General features: G+C 67.9%; 16 protein-coding genes. 12 read left to right on the top strand and 4 right to left on the bottom strand.

The window, feature by feature from the left end:
• The first annotated feature begins 8 nt into the window (after positions 1–8).
• Entirely contained in the window at positions 9–3,470 is a 3,462-nt protein-coding gene (gene dnaE / locus EV141_RS11450) for a DNA polymerase III subunit alpha (protein ID WP_241969253.1), read from the top strand.
• Between the two features lie 58 nt (positions 3,471–3,528).
• Here dnaE and EV141_RS11445 read toward each other — a convergent pair whose 3' ends face one another.
• Positions 3,529–4,038: a flavin reductase family protein gene (locus EV141_RS11445; RefSeq protein WP_241969241.1), complete on the bottom strand. Its 510-nt coding sequence runs from the start codon at positions 4,036–4,038 to the stop codon at positions 3,529–3,531.
• Positions 4,039–4,104: 66 nt separating this feature from the next.
• Between EV141_RS11445 and hisD the strand changes: the two genes are divergently transcribed.
• Genes hisD through EV141_RS11430 form a run of 3 tightly spaced genes read left to right on the top strand, consistent with a single transcriptional unit; the run spans position 4,105 to position 6,949 of the window.
• A complete protein-coding gene (gene hisD / locus EV141_RS11440; protein ID WP_130486100.1) occupies positions 4,105–5,430 on the top strand; it encodes a histidinol dehydrogenase in 1,326 nt (441 codons plus the stop codon).
• Positions 5,431–5,441: 11 nt separating this feature from the next.
• On the top strand, positions 5,442–5,912 hold the full coding sequence (gene nrdR, locus EV141_RS11435; protein ID WP_130486099.1) for a transcriptional regulator NrdR: 471 nt from the start codon (positions 5,442–5,444) through the stop codon (positions 5,910–5,912).
• The gene (locus EV141_RS11430; protein ID WP_130486098.1) at positions 5,912–6,949 is read left to right on the top strand and encodes a quinone-dependent dihydroorotate dehydrogenase; all 1,038 of its coding nucleotides are present in this window, start codon (positions 5,912–5,914) and stop codon (positions 6,947–6,949) included. The genes nrdR and EV141_RS11430 overlap by 1 nt, the downstream gene beginning before the upstream one ends.
• Positions 6,950–6,970: 21 nt before the next feature.
• Here EV141_RS11430 and EV141_RS11425 read toward each other — a convergent pair whose 3' ends face one another.
• Positions 6,971–7,573, bottom strand: a complete 603-nt coding sequence (locus tag EV141_RS11425; protein ID WP_241969240.1) for a DUF3043 domain-containing protein — start codon at positions 7,571–7,573, stop codon at positions 6,971–6,973.
• A 45-nt stretch (positions 7,574–7,618) separates the two neighbouring features.
• On the opposite strand from EV141_RS11425, the gene EV141_RS11420 reads away from it, so the two are divergent.
• The 7 genes from EV141_RS11420 to EV141_RS11390 all read left to right on the top strand — a co-directional run bounded on the left by EV141_RS11420 (position 7,619) and on the right by EV141_RS11390 (position 13,607).
• A complete protein-coding gene (locus tag EV141_RS11420) occupies positions 7,619–9,034 on the top strand; it encodes a dipeptidase (protein ID WP_130486096.1) in 1,416 nt (471 codons plus the stop codon).
• Between the two features lie 43 nt (positions 9,035–9,077).
• A complete protein-coding gene (locus EV141_RS11415; RefSeq protein WP_130486095.1) occupies positions 9,078–9,431 on the top strand; it encodes a HesB/IscA family protein in 354 nt (117 codons plus the stop codon).
• Positions 9,432–9,581: 150 nt separating this feature from the next.
• Complete coding sequence (gene ctaC / locus EV141_RS11410; protein WP_446499864.1) at positions 9,582–10,451, top strand: aa3-type cytochrome oxidase subunit II; 870 nt, start codon at positions 9,582–9,584, stop codon at positions 10,449–10,451.
• 7 nt (positions 10,452–10,458) lie between these two features.
• Positions 10,459–12,195: an aa3-type cytochrome oxidase subunit I gene (ctaD, locus tag EV141_RS11405; protein WP_130486093.1), complete on the top strand. Its 1,737-nt coding sequence runs from the start codon at positions 10,459–10,461 to the stop codon at positions 12,193–12,195.
• Positions 12,196–12,199: 4 nt separating this feature from the next.
• Positions 12,200–12,616 (top strand): cytochrome c oxidase subunit 4, encoded by a 417-nt coding sequence (locus tag EV141_RS11400; RefSeq protein ID WP_130486092.1) that lies wholly within the window; start codon positions 12,200–12,202, stop codon positions 12,614–12,616.
• Positions 12,617–12,629: 13 nt separating this feature from the next.
• Complete coding sequence (locus tag EV141_RS11395) at positions 12,630–13,061, top strand: GNAT family N-acetyltransferase (protein ID WP_130486091.1); 432 nt, start codon at positions 12,630–12,632, stop codon at positions 13,059–13,061.
• Positions 13,062–13,070: 9 nt separating this feature from the next.
• Entirely contained in the window at positions 13,071–13,607 is a 537-nt protein-coding gene (locus EV141_RS11390) for a GNAT family N-acetyltransferase (protein ID WP_130486090.1), read from the top strand.
• On the opposite strand, the gene EV141_RS11385 is transcribed toward EV141_RS11390, so the two are convergent.
• Positions 13,604–14,320 carry a DUF4191 domain-containing protein gene (locus tag EV141_RS11385; protein ID WP_130486089.1) on the bottom strand — a complete coding sequence of 239 codons (717 nt, stop codon included), beginning with the start codon at positions 14,318–14,320 and terminating at the stop codon, positions 13,604–13,606. The genes EV141_RS11390 and EV141_RS11385 overlap by 4 nt on opposite strands.
• 118 nt (positions 14,321–14,438) lie before the next feature.
• On the opposite strand from EV141_RS11385, the gene EV141_RS11380 reads away from it, so the two are divergent.
• Positions 14,439–15,899 (top strand): hypothetical protein, encoded by a 1,461-nt coding sequence (locus EV141_RS11380; protein WP_130486088.1) that lies wholly within the window; start codon positions 14,439–14,441, stop codon positions 15,897–15,899.
• Here the strand turns inward: EV141_RS11380 and sucB are convergent.
• Entirely contained in the window at positions 15,896–17,464 is a 1,569-nt protein-coding gene (sucB, locus tag EV141_RS11375) for a 2-oxoglutarate dehydrogenase, E2 component, dihydrolipoamide succinyltransferase (protein WP_130486087.1), read from the bottom strand. The two genes, EV141_RS11380 and sucB, sit on opposite strands and share 4 nt — an antisense overlap.
• Positions 17,465–17,486 lie beyond the last annotated feature (22 nt).

Raw genomic sequence — 17,486 nt, 5'->3', positions numbered from 1 at the left:
AGTACTCCATGCTCGACGGGGCGGCGCGCGTCAAGCCGCTCATTGACGAGGCCGTTGCCCAGGGCATGCCCGCCATCGCCGTCACCGACCACGGCAACATGTTCGGCGCCTTCGACTTCTGGCGCACAGCGACCGAGGCCGGCATCACGCCCATCATCGGCACCGAGGCTTACCTGACACCGGGCACCCACCGCAGCGACAAGACGCGCGTGAAGTGGGGTAACGGCGGCGAAGACGACGTCTCGGGCGCGGGCGCCTACACGCACATCACGATGCTCGCCCAGAACACCACCGGCCTGCACAACCTGTTCCGCATGTCGTCGCTCGCCTCGCTTGAGGGCTACTACTTCAAGCCCCGCATGGACCGCGAGCTGCTGACGCAGTACAGCGAGGGCGTGATCGCGACGACCGGCTGCCCGAGCGGTGAGGTGCAGACGCGCCTGCGGCTCGGCCAGTACGACAAGGCCCGTGAGGCGGCCGCCGAATTCCGCGACATTTTCGGTAAAGAGAACTACTTCGCCGAGATTATGGACCACGGTCTCGGCATCGAGCGCCGCATCATGAGCGACCTGATTCGCCTCGCGAAAGACCTGGGGCTGCCGCTCGTCGCGACGAACGACCTGCACTACACCCACCCCGGCGACGCGAGCTCGCACGCGGCTCTGCTCTGCGTGCAGTCGGGCTCGACCCTCGATGACCCGAACCGCTTCAAGTTCGACGCCGACGAGTTCTACTTGAAGACCGCCCGCGAAATGCGCGAGCTGTTCCGCGACCACCCCGAAGCCTGCGACAACACGCTGCTGATCGCCGAGCGCGTCGACACGCGATTCGACACGAGCGCGAACTACATGCCGCGCTTCCCGGTTCCCGAGGGCGAGACCGAGAACAGCTGGTTCACGAAAGAGGTCTGGACGGGCCTTGAGCGGCGCTACCCGAACGGCATCAGCGACCGGGTGAAGGCGCAGGCCGAGTACGAGATCGGCGTCATCACCCAGATGGGCTTCTCGGGCTACTTCCTCGTCGTTGCCGACTTCATCAACTGGTCGAAAGACAACGGCATTCGGGTGGGCCCCGGCCGCGGCTCGGGTGCCGGTTCGATGGCCGCGTACGCCATGCGCATCACCGATCTCGACCCGCTCGAACACGGCCTGATCTTCGAGCGCTTCCTGAACCCCGACCGTGTCTCGATGCCCGACTTCGACGTCGACTTTGACGACCGTCGCCGCGGCGAGGTGATTCGCTACGTCACCGAGAAGTACGGCGACGAGCGGGTGGCGCAGATCGTCACCTACGGCACGATCAAGGCGAAGCAGGCGTTGAAAGACTCCTCGCGCGTGCTCGGCTTCCCCTTCGGCATGGGTGAGAAGTTGACGAAGGCGATGCCGCCGGCCGTCATGGGCAAAGACATGCCTCTTTCGGGCATGTTCGACAAGGACCACCCCCGGTACAAGGAAGCGAACGACTTCCGCGCGGTGATTGATACCGATCCGGATGCGCGGCGCGTCTTCGACACGGCGCTCGGCCTCGAGAATCTGAAGCGGCAGTGGGGTGTGCACGCGGCGGGCGTCATCATGTCGAGTGAGCCGCTGATCGACATCATCCCGATCATGAAGCGCGAGCAGGACGGCCAGATCGTCACGCAGTTCGACTATCCGGCGTGCGAGTCGCTCGGCCTCATCAAGATGGACTTCCTGGGGCTTCGCAACCTCACGATCATCGATGACGCGCTCGACAATATTCGCGCGAACCGCGGCACCGAGCTGATTCTCGAAGACCTCACCCTCGACGACCCCGCCGCGTACGAGCTCCTCGCCCGGGGTGACACGCTCGGCGTCTTCCAGCTCGACGGCGGGCCTATGCGCTCGCTCCTGCGCATGATGCGGCCCGACAACTTCGAAGACATTTCGGCCGTTCTCGCGCTCTACCGCCCCGGCCCGATGGGCGCCGACAGCCACACGAACTACGCCCTGCGCAAGAACGGCCGCCAACCGATCACGCCCATTCACCCCGAGCTGGCCGAGCCGCTCGAGGAGGTGCTCGGCACCACCTACGGCCTCATCGTCTACCAAGAGCAGGTCATGGCGATCGCCCAGAAGCTCGCGGGCTACACGCTCGCTCAAGCCGATCTGCTGCGTCGCGCGATGGGCAAGAAGAAGAAGTCCGAGCTCGACAAGCAGTACGAGGGCTTCCAGGCGGGCATGGCGGCGAACGGCTATTCCGCGGCGGCGACGAAGACGCTGTGGGACATCCTCTTGCCCTTCTCCGACTACGCCTTCAATAAGGCCCACTCGGCCGCGTACGGCGTCGTCTCGTACTGGACCGCCTACCTGAAGGCCCATTACCCCGCCGAGTACATGGCGGCGCTGCTCACGAGCGTCGGCGACTCGAAAGACAAGATGGCGGTATACCTGAACGAGTGCCGCCGCATGGGCATCACCGTCCTTCCGCCCGACGTCAACGAGTCGATCGAGTACTTCGCGGCCGTGGGCGACGACATCCGCTTCGGTCTCGGCGCGGTCCGCAACGTCGGCCACAACGTTGTCGAGGGCATCCGTCAGGCCCGCGATGAGAAGGGTCGCTTCACCGGCTTTCACGACTTCTTGAAGAAGGTGCCGACCCCCGTCGCCAACAAGCGCGCCATTGAGTCGCTCATCAAGGCGGGCGCCTTCGACTCGCTCGGAGACACCCGCCGCGCACTCATGGAGATCCACGAGGGCGCCGTCGAGGCCGCAGTGAAAGAGAAGCGCGCCGAAGACAAGGGCGACATCGGCTTCGATTTTGACAGCCTGTTTGACGAGGGCGAGGCGACCCCCGCATCCGTCCCCGAACGACCCGAGTGGCCGAAGAAAGACAAGCTGGCGTTCGAGCGCGAGATGCTCGGGCTCTACGTCTCCGACCACCCGCTGGCGGGCCTCGAGGTCGCACTCGCGAAGCACGCCGGCGTCGGCATCGCCGAGCTCAACGACAACCCTCCGGGTGACGGCGAGCAGGTGACGGTCGCCGGCCTCATCACGAGCGTGCAGCACCGTGTGGCCCGCCAGTCGGGTAACCCCTACGGCATGATCACGCTCGAAGACTTCGGCGGCGAGCTGACGGTGATGTTCCTCGGCAAGACGTATCAAGAGTTTGCGCAGGGGCTCGTCGCCGACACCATCGTGGTGGTCCGTGGGCGTGTCAACCACCGCGACGACGGCATCACCCTGCAGGCGATGACCCTGTCGACGCCCGATTTCGGGGTCAGCACCGACTCCGGGCCCATCGTGCTGTCCGTGCGCGAACAACGCGCCACCGTCGACGTGGTTGCCGAGCTTGACGCCGTCTTGAACCGCCACCGCGGCGACACCGAGGTGCGCCTGCGCCTGGTGCGCGACGACACCGCCCGCATCTTCGAGTTGCCCCACCGCATCGACACGACCGCGGGGTTCTTCGGCGAGGTGAAGAGCCTGCTCGGGCCGCGCGCCCTCGCCTAACGGCGGGGCGACGACGGCCGCTCAGGATGCGCGGGGCGAGAACGCGCGCTGCGCGTCGTTAGCGCAGCGCTGCGCCGAGCGCCCGGTACGCCCGCTCGTGGTAGGTCAACGGCTGGTCCGGTTCGCCGAGTGCCCCCTCTACGATCTGCACCGCGATCATCGCGTTGTCGGCGACGGGGGTGCGGGCGACGATGCGCCCCACCAGCCACGCGGTCGCGTCGGTGATGATCGGAAGCCCGAAGGGCCCCGCCTCCCAGTGGTCGCCGTCGAAGCGCCTGGCGTTATCGCCCGACATGATCTGCGCCACGCCAAGAGCGCGCTCTCCGAGGATGTGAATCGCGACGTACTCGGTGTTCTCAATCGCGGGCCAGCTGCTGGCCGTGCGCGCCATGTTGAACGTCGCGAGCGGGGGAGTGGCGGCGAGCGAGGCGAGCGAGGTGGCGGTGAAGCCGACGGGCCGCCCCTCCGGGGTGAGCGCAGTGACGATGGCCACGCCGGCCGCGTGGCGCCGGAAGGCCTGCGCGAACGCGTCGAAGCCGGAAGCGTCAGGAGCCTGGGGAGTAGTCACGTGAGGAGTCAACCGCACCCACGCCCGGGTATTCCCGAAGCGGGGCGCGGGTAGCATGCAGGGGCCATGATTCAGACGATCGACCTGCGCGGCCGCACGCTCACGAACGCCGAGCTGTTGGCTCTCGTTCCGCGCTCCCCGTCCGACATCGGCTCCGCCCAGGCGGCCGTTGCCGAGATCATCGCCGACGTGCGCGCACGCGGTGAGGATGCACTGTTCGAGCAGGCGGAACGCTTCGATCGAGCGCGCCCCGCGTCCATTCGGGTGCCCGCCGACGAGATTGCCGCCGCGGAGCGCTCGCTCGACCCGCGCGTGCGGGAGGCGCTGGTTGAGGCCATTGCGCGGGTGCGGCGGGGGACCGCCGCCCAGGTGCCGCCCGAGGTGCGCACCGAGATCGCGCCCGGCGCCACGATCATCCAGCGCTGGCGTCCGGTCGACCGGGTCGGTCTCTACGTCCCCGGCGGTAAGGCCGTGTATCCGTCGAGCGTCGTGATGAACGCGCTCGCCGCGCAGGGAGCGGGTGTCGCATCCATCGCCCTTGCCTCGCCTGCGCAGGAGGCCTTTGGCGGTTCGGTGCACCCGACGATTCTGGGCGCGGCCTCGCTGCTGGGCATCGATGAGGTGTACGCAATGGGCGGGGCCGGGGCGATTGGCGCCCTTGCCTACGGCGTGCCAGGGATTGGCCTCGAGCCCGTCCAGGTCATTACCGGCCCGGGCAACCTGTTCGTCGCCACGGCCAAGCGCGCGGTCACGGGTGTCGTCGGCATCGATTCCGAGGCGGGCCCCACCGAGATTCTGGTCATTGCTGATGAGACCGCGTCGCCTGATCTCGTAGTCGCCGACCTGATCAGCCAGGCCGAGCACGACGAGCTCGCCGGAGCCGTCCTCGTGACCCCGAGCGCCTCACTCGCCGAGGCCGTCGCCGCGCGGCTGCCCGCGGCGGTCGCGGGCACTCCGCACGCGGATCGGGTAAGGACGGCCCTCGAGGGGGCGCAGTCGGCGATTGTCCTCGTCGACGATCTCCAGACGGCCTGCCGCTTCAGTGACGCGTATGGCCCCGAACACCTCGAAGTGCAGACGGCAGACCCGCACGCGCTGCTGCCGCAGTTGAGTCACGCCGGCGCGATCTTCCTCGGTGACCACACGCCGGTGAGCCTCGGCGACTATGCCGCGGGGTCAAACCACGTTCTTCCGACCGGCGGCCAGGCGCGGTTCAGCGCGGGGCTCGGCGCCTATACCTTCTTGCGGGCGCAGCAGATCGTCGAGTACGACCGCGCCGCGCTGCAGAGCATCGCTCACCACGTCGTGGCGCTCAGTGACGCCGAGGCCCTGCCCGCGCACGGCGCGGCGATCACTGCGCGCTTCACCGAGGGAGAGCACCCGCTCGACTAGGCTGAAGCACCATGCACTGCCCCTTTTGCCGGCACACAGACAGCCGCGTCGTCGACTCCCGCACGAGCGACGACGGCCTCGCTATTCGGCGCCGGCGCCAGTGCCCCGAGTGTGGCAGACGCTTCTCGACGACCGAGACCGCATCGCTCTCCGTGGTCAAGCGCTCGGGCGTGGCCGAGCCTTTCTCCCGCGACAAGATCGTGGCCGGCGTGCGCAAAGCCTGCCAGGGGCGACCGGTGACCGACGGCGACCTCGCTCAGCTCGCCCAGCGGGTGGAAGAGAATCTGCGCGCCACCGGGGCATCGCAGCTCGAGGCGAACGACATTGGTCTCGCAATCCTGCCCGAGCTGCGGCAGCTCGATGAAGTCGCCTACCTCCGCTTTGCGAGCGTCTACCAGGCCTTTGAGAATCTCGACGACTTCGAAGCCGCCATCACGCAACTGCGAGCGGAAGACGCCGAACGCGCCTCGAGCGCCGAGTGATGGGGCTCTACGACCTCGTTTTTCGCACGGTGCTGACCCGCATCGATCCCGAGCGTGCGCACCACCTCGCCGCGTCCGTCATCCGCGCGATTCCGCGCCTCGGCCTCACCGCTGTGGTACGCCGCGTGTGTCGCCCCGACCCGTCGCTGTCGGTGCACGCCCTCGGCCTGACGTTTGAGTCGCCGTGGGGGATGGCCGCGGGCTTCGACAAGAACGCCGACATGATTCGCGGGCTCTGGGCACTCGGCTTCGGGCACATCGAGGTGGGCACGGTGACGGCCATCCCGCAGGAGGGCAACCCCCGCCCGCGGCTCTTCCGGCTCGTTGCGGATCGGGCCGTGATCAATCGCATGGGCTTCAACAATCGCGGGGCGCAGGCCGCCGCCGACAACGTCCGTCGGGCTCGTGCACGCGTTGCCGGGCCGATCATCGGCGCGAACATCGGCAAGTCGCGCGTTGTCGACGTCGCCGACGCCATCGACGACTATCGGCAGAGCGCTCGCCTCATGGCCCCCGTCGCCGACTACCTCGCCGTGAACGTGTCGTCGCCGAACACGCCCGGCCTCCGCGGCTTGCAAGACGACACCCTCCTGGGGCCGCTCCTCGACGCGGTCCTCGACGAGGCTGGTGGCCTTCCGGTGCTCGTTAAGATCGCCCCCGACCTCGACGATGAGGCCGTCGAGGCGGTCGCGCGGCTAGCCGTCGCGAAGGGGCTTGCCGGCATCATCGCCACGAACACCACCATCGGCCGTGCAGGGCTCGTCACCGACGCCGCTCGCGTTGAGGCGGCCGGTGCGGGGGGCCTGAGCGGGGCGCCCGTGCGCGCCCGCGCCCTCGATGTGCTCCGCATCATTCGCCGCGTCGTGCCCGCCGACTTCTGCGTCATCGCCGTCGGGGGCATCGAGTCAGCTGACGACGCGCGCGAGCGGCTCGCGGCGGGCGCCACCCTCATCCAGGGCTACACGGGGTTCCTGTACCGCGGGCCGCTGTGGGCGCGAGAGATCCTGCGGGGCCTCGCCCGCGCATCCCGTGCCTAGTCTCGTCGAGCGGTCCTCGGGCTAGACGGGGTACTCGCCGCGCTTGACCTGCGGCTTCGGCAGGCGCAGCACGCGCAGCTGCAGGGCACGCATTCCGGCGTACCAGCCCACGCCCTTCTCGACGCGATCGTCGCCAAACTTCTTCTTCAACCGGCGCTTGACGAGATTCGCGAGCAGGATGCTGTCGGCCACGGCGATGAGGAAGAACGCCCACAGGGCGATAATCGCGATGAACTGCGCGTCAAGGCTCGGCAGGAAGGTGGCGATGATCACGAGGAACATCACCGGAATCATGAATTCGCCGAAACTCGTTCGCGCGTCGACGTAGTCGCGCACGTAGCGGCGCTGCGGGCCGCGGTCGCGCTGCGGCAGGTAGCGCTCGTCGCCTCGGGCGAGGCCCTCGCGGGCGCGCTCGCGCGCCTCGGCCATGCGCTGGCGGTTCTCCTCCCGTGCGCGCTTGCGATCGTTGGGCACGAGCGGGCGCTTGCGCGCGGCCTCGCGCTCCTTGCGCGTCGGCGTGGGGCGGCCCTTCCCCGTCGAGGCGGCGAGGGCGGCCGTTTCGGCGTCGGCGGTCGCCTGCTCGGCGGCGCTGAGGGGAGTGCTCGGGTCGTTCCTGCGGGCCACGGCGGCTCGTCCTTCCGGTTGGGTCTTGCCCATTAGGGTACCCGCATGACCTCAGACGCCCGGCCCGCCCCGACCGCCCCCGAGCTCCTCGCTTCCCTCACCGATAGCGTGCGCGATCGCATGCCGCAGACGATCGCCGAGTTGTCGCAGCTCGTGCGCATCCCCTCGGTGTCGTGGGATGGGTTCGACCCAGCGCACGTGCGAGCGTCCGCCGAGGCGACCGCCGAGCTGCTGCGCGGGCTCAAGGTCTTCGACCGCGTCGACATTGTGCAGGCACCGGTCGCCGCGGGGTCCGACACGCTCGGCCAGCCGGCCGTCCTCGCCCGCCGTGAGCCCCGCGCGGGCCGCCCGACGGTGCTGCTCTACGCCCACCACGACGTGCAGCCGCCCGGTGACGAGACACTGTGGGACTCGCCGGCCTTCGAGCCGACCGTGCGCGGCGACCGCCTCTACGGCCGGGGCGCCGCCGACGACAAGGCGGGCGTGATCGCGCACGTTGCGGCCATTCGCACGCTCGTCGAGACGGTCGGCGACCCCGACGTCGGCATCGTGGTCTTCATCGAGGGGGAGGAGGAGTTCGGCTCGCGCTCCTTCCGCGCCCTGCTCGACGCGCACCGCGACACCCTCGCTGCCGACGTGATCGTCGTGGCCGACAGCGACAACTGGACGATCGACACGCCGTCGCTGACGGTCGGACTGCGCGGCAACGCCGCCTTCACGCTGACGATCTCCACACTCGCGCACGCATCGCACTCCGGGATGCTCGGGGGAGCGGCGCCGGACGCCATGATGGCCGCCGTGCGGCTTCTCGCGAGCCTCCACAACGACGATGGCTCGGTCGCGGTCGAGGGCATGCGCGCCCACGAGCAGGAGGTCCCGGACGACGACGAGGAGCGGTTCCGCCACGAGGCGGGCCTCCTCCCGGGGGTCACGCCGATCGGCCGGGGGCGCATCCTCAGTCGCCTCTGGGCACAGCCGGCGATCACGGTGACGGGCATCGACGCGCCGAGCGTGCAGAACGCGTCGAACACCCTGCTGCCGAGTGTCTCGGTGAAGATCAGCGCGCGCGTTGCCCCGGGTCAGAGCGCCGCCGAGGCCTTTGAGGCCCTCCGCGCCCACCTCGAGGCGCACGCACCGTTCGGAGCCCACCTGGAGTTCGGCCACGTCGACCTCGGCAACCCGTTCCTCGTCGACACGAGCGGCTGGGGCGCCGACGAGGCGCGACAGGCCATGCGCGATGCCTGGGGCGCCGAACCCCAGCTGACGGGCGTGGGCGGGTCGATCCCGTTCATCGCCGACCTCGCGGAGGCCTTCCCCGACGCGCACGTGCTCGTGACGGGCGTCGAAGACCCTGACACGCGCGCCCACAGTCCCAACGAGTCGCTCCACCTCGGCGTGCTGCGCCGCGCGATTCTCACCGAGGCCGTCCTGCTCGCGCGCCTCAACAATCGCTCCCAGTAGACCGACGTACACTGACGACACGACCGTTCGGAAGGACGACACTATGACGGACACCGCCACGCAGCCGGCCACCCACGGGGTGGCTCTCACCGACGCCGCCGCTGAAAAAGTGGCGTCGCTCTTGGCCCAGGAGGGGCGCGACGACCTGCGCCTGCGCCTCGCGGTTCAGCCCGGCGGCTGCTCGGGCCTCATCTACCAGCTCTACTTCGACGAGCGTCTGCTCGACGGCGACGCCACGCGCGACTTCGGCGGTGTGCAGGTCGTCGTCGACAAGATGAGCGTTCCCTACCTCGAGGGTGCCTCGATCGACTTCGAAGACACCATTCAGAAGCAGGGCTTCACGATCGACAACCCCAACGCGCAGGGCTCCTGCGCGTGCGGGGACAGCTTCCACTAATCGCGTCTCGCCGCGGTGTGATACCACACTCCGACGCCCCCGAAATCCCTGCTTTGGCAGGGGTTTCGGAGCGTCAGGGGCCCGATCGTGCACCCGGCGTAACGTAGACTGACAGACGATTCACACCCCCGTCGCGACGAGAGGTCACCGGTGCGTTCCAACCGACGTCTTCGATTGATGGCGATTCCCACCGCCATCATCACCACCCTCGCCCTCGCGGGCTGCACCCAGCAGATGCAGCTCGGATGGCTTCCCACCGAACCGGGCACGACCAATCAGGTCGACCGCGTCATCGGCCTGTGGACGACCTCGTGGATCGTGCTCCTCGCCGTCGGCGTCATCACGTGGGGTCTCATCATCTGGGCCGCCGTCGTTTACCGCCGCCGCCGCGGCCAGACCGGCCTGCCGGTGCAGATGCGGTACAACATGCCGATCGAGGCGTTCTACACGATCGTCCCGCTCATCCTCGTCCTCGGCTTCTTCGCCTTCACCGCTCGTGACCAGGCCGCCATCGAGGCGCCCCTGGAAGACCCCGACGTGTCGATCGAGGTGTACGGCAAGCGCTGGGCATGGGACTTCAACTACCTCACCGATGACGTCTACTACTCGGGCATTCAGGCCCAAGAGACGGGCCCGAACAACACGATCGACCCCGAGTCGCTGCCGACTCTCTACCTCCCGGTCGGGCAGAAGGTCGAAATCGTCCTCGAGTCGCGTGACGTCATCCACTCGTTCTGGATCATCGACTTCCTCTACAAGAAGGACATGATTCCCGGCCGCACGAACTACTGGTACTTCATCCCCGAGAAGGAAGGCTCGTACGTCGGCAAGTGCGCCGAGCTGTGCGGCGAGTTCCACTCACTGATGCTGTTCAACGTCGAGGTCGTCTCCGTTGAGGAGTACGAGCGCCAGATGCAGATCCTGCGCGACCGCGGCTTCGAGGGCCGCCTCGGACCGGAATTCAACACTGCCCCCAACCCGCCGGTGATCGCCCCCGCCGGCACGAGCGAAGAGGAGTAGGCGGCTCATGACGACGACCGCACCTCGTCCTAACGTCTCGGGCAACGTGCCCGGGCCCGTTTCCCCCACGGTGAAGCGCAAGGGCAACGTTTTCGTCGGCTGGATCACCTCCACCGACCACAAGACGATCGGGTACATGTACCTGATCACGTCGTTCATCTACTTCCTGCTCGGCGGTGTGATGGCGCTCGTCATCCGTGCCCAGCTCTTCGCTCCCGGTCTCGAGATCGTGGCGACGAAGGAGCAGTACAACCAGCTGTTCACGATGCACGGCACGATCATGCTGCTGATGTTCGCCACCCCGCTCTTCGCGGGCTTTGCGAACGTCCTCATGCCTCTGCAAATCGGCGCCCCCGACGTGGCGTTCCCGCGTCTCAACGCCTTCGCCTACTGGCTGTACTCGTTCGGTTCGCTGATCGCTGTTGCCGGCTTCCTGACCCCTCAAGGCGCCGCCTCGTTCGGTTGGTTTGCGTACGCACCCCTGTCGAGCCAAACATTCTCGCCAGGTCTTGGCGGAAACCTCTGGGTGTTCGGTCTGGCAATCTCCGGATTCGGAACAATTCTGGGTGCGGTGAACTTCATCACCACGATCATCACGATGCGCGCCCCCGGCATGACCATGTGGCGCATGCCGATCTTCACCTGGAACACGCTGGTGACGTCGCTCCTCGTCCTGATGGCGTTCCCGGTCCTGGCGGCCGCGCTCTTTGCGCTCGGCTCCGACCGCATGTTCGGCTCGCACGTGTTCGACGCCGCAAACGGCGGTGCCATCCTGTGGCAGCACCTGTTCTGGTTCTTCGGCCACCCCGAGGTCTACATCATCGCTCTGCCGTTCTTCGGCATCGTCTCCGAGATCTTCCCGGTCTTTAGCCGGAAGCCGATCTTCGGGTACAAGACCCTCGTCTACGCGACGATCGCGATCGCGGCCCTGTCGATCACCGTGTGGGCCCACCACATGTACGTGACCGGCTCCGTGCTCCTTCCGTTCTTCGCACTCATGACGATGTTGATCGCCGTCCCGACGGGCGTGAAGATCTTTAACTGGATCGGCACGATGTGGCGGGGCTCGGTGACCTTCGAGACGCCGCTCGTGTGGTCGCTCGGCTTCCTCATCACCTTCGTGTTCGGTGGTCTGACGGGCGTGATCCTCGCCTCGCCGCCGCTTGACTTCGCGGTCTCCGACTCGTACTTCGTGGTGGCGCACTTCCACTATGTGGTCTTCGGAACCGTCGTGTTCGCGATGTTCGCGGGCTTCTACTTCTGGTGGCCGAAGTGGACGGGCAAGATGCTCAACGAGCGTCTCGGCCACATCCACTTCTGGGTGCTCTTCGTGGGCTTCCACACGACGTTCCTTGTGCAGCACTGGCTCGGCGTCGTGGGCATGCCCCGCCGCTACGCCACCTACCTCGTCGAGGACGGCTTCACCTGGATGAACCAGCTCTCGACGGTGGGATCGTTCCTGCTCGCCGCGTCGATGATCCCGTTCCTGCTGAACGTGTACATCACCGCGCGCCGCGCGCCGAAGGTCACGGTCAACGACCCGTGGGGCTACGGCCGCTCGCTTGAGTGGGCGACCTCGTGCCCGCCGCCGCGCCACAACTTCACCTCGATCCCGCGTATTCGTTCCGAGTCGCCGGCGTTCGACCTGAACCACCCCGAGGCGGGCATCCCGGTCGGCATCGGCCCGCTGAAGGACGCTCCTGACGCACCGACGCTCGACATCGACGACAACAAGGTGAAGTGATCCCGTGAAGACGAACATCAACCTCTTCTGGATCCTTCTCGGGTTCTTCGTCCTCCTCGACATCATCTACATCGCCTGGGCGATTATCGACACCGGTGAGGTCGAATGGGTGGGCGCCGTTGCTATTGGTTTCTGCGGTCTGCTGTCGGCCTTCATCGCCTTCTACCTGCGCCTGGTCTACAAGAACCAGGGCGGCGAGCTGCCCGAAGACCGTCTCGACGCCGACATCGATGATGGCGACGCCGAGCAGGGCTTCTTCCCCCCGTGGAGCTGGTGGCCCGTCATCCTCGCCGGTGGCGCGGCACTCGTGTTCCTTGGTCTTGCCATCGACTTCTGGATCGTCGGCTATGCCGCCGTCATCGCTCTCATCGGTCTCGTTGGCTGGGTGTACGAGTACTACCGCGGCAATTTCGGCCGCTGAGTCCCGGCTCCTCATGACGCTTGTACGCCGCGCTCGGCCCGACGACGCTGACGCCGTCTTCTCCCTCGTGCAGCAGCTGGGGGCGACCTTCGTGCCCGTGCGTGGCGCGTTCGACCAGTCGTTTCAGGATGTTGTGGCGGCGGGCGAGGACGACGCAATTTTCCTCCTGGTTGCCGAAGACGAGAACGGTGCCGTCGCCGGCTACGCGCTGACGACCATCGCGCGCTTGCTCTCGACGAATGGCCCGTCTGCCCAGCTGCAAGAAATCGCTGTGGACGCGGCGGCGCGTGGCCACGACTTGGGCACGGCCCTCGTGCACGCTGTTGAAGCCGAGTGCATTCGGCGTGGCGTTCGACAGATCACGGTCGCTTCGCGCCGCGCAGGGGGCTTCTATGACCGCCTGGGCTATTCGCAGAACGCGGAGTACATGCGCCGAGTCTTCTAGGGAGAGTCGATGGAGCTCGAGACTGCTCGGTTTGTCCTCTCGCCCCTCGGGGTCGACGATATCGATGCCTTCGTCGATTACCGTCGGCATCCGTCCGTCGCTCACTACCAAAGCTCGACAACGGACTACTCCCGCGCGGACGCGGAGCAGCTCGTCGCGGAGCAACCCCGCACGGGGCTTCCGGCGGCTGGTGAGTGGCTCCAACTCGCGGTGCGTCGTCGCGCGGACGGCACCCTGCTCGGCGACGTCGCGGTCGGTGCTGATCCTGTCCAGCCTCAGACGTTCGAGCTCGGGGTGACGCTCATGCCGTCTGTGCAGGGCAACGGCTACGCGCAGGAAGCGCTGGCAGCGGTACGCGACCAGCTCTTCGCATCGGGTGCCCACCGCATCACGATGCAGGGGGATGCGCGCAATGCCGCCGTTTTACGCCTCGTGTCACGGCTGGGCTTCCGGCACGAAGCAAGCCTCCACGATGCGGACTGGTTCAAGGGCGAATGGAGTTCCCTTGAGTGCTTCGCGCAGTTGCGATCCGAGTGGGTGCCTTAGCGCGGCTTCGGCGCGCGCACCTTCATCGGGTCGATTCCCTTCGGGATGGGCAGGGTGCTGGAGCGGCTAAGGGACGTCAGACGGTTGTTGACCGCCAGCACTTCGGCTTTCGTGAGCACCTTCTTGTGCTTGTTGAGCGCCTTGGCGAGGTTCTCGAGCTTCGTCGAATCTTTGTCGGGGCCGACGTACACAAAGTGAACCGGCACGTTCGGCACGATGCGATTGACGTTGCGTCGCTCGTCTTCGAGCATGCGCTTCGTGCGTGACGACGGCCCTTCGCCGATGAGAATGACGCCGGGCTTGCCGACAGCGCGGTACACGGCGTCCTGCGTTTTCGGGCTCACGGCAACCGGCATCTCGCTGGACTGCCACGCTCGTCGCAGTGCGCTGCGCAGTACCGCCCCCACGGCGCCCGGCTGTCCGGCGATTTGGCGGTACGCCACCTTTTCGGCGCGGCGCCCCAAGACGACGAGCGGTCCGAGAATTGCGCCCATGACGCCGGCAATGACGTAAAGGACCGCGCCGAGGATGCTGCCGCCGGTAATGAAGATCGCTAACAGGATGCCCGCGGTGAGGGGCAGCAGGAACCACAGCAGCATCCACCAGGCCGCGGCCTTGTCCATGCGGCGGGTCATCTGGAAGACCTGCCACATCTGCTTCATGCGGCCGGGCTCTTTCGGAGGTTTGGGGGTGCTGGAGTCACGACGGGCCATGCCTTCCAGGATAGTGGCGCGCGCTGTGCGCTCCTCCCCTCTGTGTGCGTCGCCGGTTCACTCCCCATCACCCCGGGTGGCGCCGGTGCTCGGGTGCAGGCGAGTAGATGATGACGCCGTGACAGCCCTCGACGACCCTCCGGTTTCCGTGGTTCGCCGGTTGCCTGCCCTCGGTGAGGTCGAGCGTGCCCTCGTCCGGGTGGATGGCGTGTCGGCCGAGCGGTGGACGGTCCCGCTGATCGAGCGGCCGGTGTGGGATCTGGCAGTGGCGGCGGCCGCGCAGGCGCGTTCAGCGCACGTCCGCGCCCCGCTCGATGTGGCGATCGCTTCCGACGGCACGCTCCGCATCCTGTTTCCCGTGCTTGCCGGCCCTACCCTGGAGGAGCTCCTGGCGACGGACGGATGGCTCACCCCGGGTCGAGCCGTCACCATGCTGTGTCCGATCGCCGACGCAATCTCGGTGGCGCACGACGCGGGGGTGACGCTGGGGGGAGTGTCCCTGACAGGAATCCGTGCGGATGCGCGAGGTGCGCCCGTCATTCACGCCATCTCTCAGGCACGATCGGCATCGCCGCTCCCCGCGCAGCTGCGCTCGAAGGATCCGGCCCACCGCGAGGACGCGGAATGCTTTGCCGCCCTGTGCACCGATGTCCGGGCCGCACTGGAGGCCGCTGGTCACTCTGACGCCGCGCACAGCATGCCCGACGCCGATCAGGTGCTTGCGCAGCCCTCTCGTCTTCAGCACTGGGCGGAGGCCGAACCACTTCTTGTGACACTCAGCTCGGCGGCACCCACGGCGGCAGAGCGGGCAAGTGTCCCGCCGCTTGCCCTGCCGTCCCGTCCCGCTGATCGAGGCCAGGTGGCGGACGGGCCCAGCGTGAACGAGCGGCCCGGCAGAGCTGCCGCTGCCGCGTCTGCTCGTGTGCTGGGCCTGCTCGCTCTCCCTGCCGAGCTCGTCACCGGTGTGACGATAACCGTCGAGCGGGCATCGGAGCGCGCGGCGTCGCTGGTGGGCCGCGCTCGTGGCGTCTCGCGGCGACAACTCGTCGTCGGGGCAGCGGGTCTTGCTGTTGTTGGTGCTCTCGTGGTGACGGCGGCGCTGGGCGGCTCTGAGGGCGCTGACTCGTCCGCGGCTGCCCCGGTGGCCTCCCCGTCACCGCAGACGGCACCGACGGACGGTGACGAGCAGGGCAGCTCCGTCTCGGCAGGGGGTGCGGCGGACGATGAGGGGGCCGGGGCGGCGCAACCCGAGGCGCTGGTCGAGCCGAACCCCGAGGATTGGGGGCCGACCGCGCGCGAACTGGTCGCTCGCTGGCAGCACTGTCGCCGAGATGTGCGCGTTATCTGTGATGAGGCCGTTCACCAGATGGCTGCCCTGGGGGGCCGTGCCGCGGACGAGGTGGACGCGATGGTCACAGCCCTGGCATCAATGCTCGAGTCGCCCACCAGTAGCGTCACGGTTGTCGAGCGCGCTGGTGACGTGGCGCTGCTCACGATCGCGGCGCCGGACATGACAGCGGCCTCGCTCCTCGTGGTGAGGAGCGAGGCCGGCTGGCGGATCAGAGACGCGTGGAACTAGATGCCGAGGTCGCCGTCGAAGTCGGCTTCTTCGAGGCGCTCCTTGACGGCCGTGAGGAACCGCGCGGCGTCGGCACCATCAACGATTCGGTGGTCGTACGACAGCGCCAGGTACACCATCGAGCGGATCGCAATCGCGTCCTGGCCGTCGACGGTCACGACCGCCGGCTTCTTGGTCACGATACCCGTGCCAAGAATGGCCACCTGCGGCAAGAACACCACGGGGGTGTCGAAGAGCGCGCCGCGCGATCCGGTGTTGGTCAGCGTGAAGGTCCCGCCCGCCAGTTCGTCGGGCTTCAGCTGGTTGTCGCGCGTGCGGGCAGCAAGGTCGGCGATGTCGCCCGCGAGCTCCGCGATCGTCTTGTCTCCCGCGTCACGAACGACGGGGGTCAACAGACCGCGCTCGGTGTCGACCGCGATGGAGAGGTTCTCCGTGTCGGGGTAGACGATCGAGTCGCCATCCACCGTGGCGTTGATGATCGGGTAGGCCTTGAGGGCCTCCGTTGCGGCCTTCGCGAAGAAGGGCAGGAACGACAGCTTCGTCCCGGTTGCCTTCTGGAAGTCGTCCTTGACGGCTGCGCGGAACGCGGCGACGCGGGTGACGTCCACCTCAACGACCGAGGTCAGTTGAGCGGTCGACTGCATGGATGCGACGGCGCGTTCGGCGATCACCTTCCGCAGGCGCGACATGCCGACGGTCGTGCCGCGCAGGGGCGACACCTCACGCGGCGCGCGCGACGCAGCCGGCTGCGACGCGGCGGGAGCGGACGAGCTGCTCTTCTGCTCGGCGGCGGCAAGCACGTCCTGCTTGCGGATCCGTCCGCCCACTCCGGTGCCGGTGAGAGAGTCGAGGTCGACGCCGTGCTCGGCAGCGAGCTTGCGCACGATCGGCGTGATGTACCCGGCGTTGCTGCCCGCCTGGGCGGGCTCAGCCGCGGCGCTGGGAGCCGGTGCCGCGCTAGGAGCCGGAGCAGCACTGGGTGCCGGTGCAGCACTGGGCGCCGGTGCAGCACTGGGCGCGGGCACGGCGCTCGGTGCCGGAGCCGCGCTGGGTGCGGCAGCGGGCGGAGCCGCCGCCGGTGCACTCGGAGCCGGTGCCGCGCTCGGAGCGGGCTCCGCTGCGGCAGGGGCGCTGGGTGCGGCTGCGCTCGGTGCCGGCGTGCTCGGAGCAGGAGCTGACGTCTCTGCCGGCGCGCTCGCCTCTGCCGGGGCGCCCGGCTCAGCCGGAGCAGACGGCTCGGCGGGAGCACTCGCCTCGGCAGGGGCGCTGGGCCCTGCCTCCACATCGGCGTTGGCGCCCGGCACATCGGCCGAGCCGCCGCCGCCGGAGCCGTCACCGATGCGCACGAGCGGCGCGCCGACCTCAACGGTCTCGTCTTCGGCGACAAGGATTTCCTCGATGACACCCGCGATGGGTGACGGGATTTCCGTGTCGACCTTGTCCGTCGAGACCTCAAGCAACGGCTCGTCAACCTCGACACGGTCGCCGACATTCTTCAACCAGCGGGTGACCGTGCCCTCGGTAACGCTCTCGCCGAGCGCGGGGAGGTTGACGGATTCGCTCATCAGTGGTGCTCCTTCATGAACC

It is taken from the genome of Microcella putealis (assembly GCF_004216575.1).
Lineage (GTDB): Bacteria > Actinomycetota > Actinomycetes > Actinomycetales > Microbacteriaceae > Microcella > Microcella putealis.
Note: the sequence above shows the minus strand (reverse complement) of the source record. Positions and strands in the feature narration are given on the sequence as shown.

What these genes read in the sequence shown, in the direction of transcription:
- hisD (WP_130486100.1), top strand. Translation starts at nt 4,105, where the DNA reads ATGATTCAGACGATCGACCTGCGCGGCCGCACGCTCACGAACGCCGAG.
- EV141_RS11390 (WP_130486090.1), top strand. Translation starts at nt 13,071, where the DNA reads ATGGAGCTCGAGACTGCTCGGTTTGTCCTCTCGCCCCTCGGGGTCGAC.
- ctaD (WP_130486093.1), top strand. Translation starts at nt 10,459, where the DNA reads ATGACGACGACCGCACCTCGTCCTAACGTCTCGGGCAACGTGCCCGGG.
- dnaE (WP_241969253.1), top strand. Translation starts at nt 9, where the DNA reads ATGCTCGACGGGGCGGCGCGCGTCAAGCCGCTCATTGACGAGGCCGTT.
- EV141_RS11415 (WP_130486095.1), top strand. Translation starts at nt 9,078, where the DNA reads ATGACGGACACCGCCACGCAGCCGGCCACCCACGGGGTGGCTCTCACC.
- EV141_RS11420 (WP_130486096.1), top strand. Translation starts at nt 7,619, where the DNA reads ATGACCTCAGACGCCCGGCCCGCCCCGACCGCCCCCGAGCTCCTCGCT.
- EV141_RS11395 (WP_130486091.1), top strand. Translation starts at nt 12,630, where the DNA reads ATGACGCTTGTACGCCGCGCTCGGCCCGACGACGCTGACGCCGTCTTC.
- EV141_RS11385 (WP_130486089.1), bottom strand. Translation starts at nt 14,320, where the DNA reads ATGGCCCGTCGTGACTCCAGCACCCCCAAACCTCCGAAAGAGCCCGGC.
- sucB (WP_130486087.1), bottom strand. Translation starts at nt 17,464, where the DNA reads ATGAGCGAATCCGTCAACCTCCCCGCGCTCGGCGAGAGCGTTACCGAG.
- nrdR (WP_130486099.1), top strand. Translation starts at nt 5,442, where the DNA reads ATGCACTGCCCCTTTTGCCGGCACACAGACAGCCGCGTCGTCGACTCC.
- EV141_RS11430 (WP_130486098.1), top strand. Translation starts at nt 5,912, where the DNA reads ATGGGGCTCTACGACCTCGTTTTTCGCACGGTGCTGACCCGCATCGAT.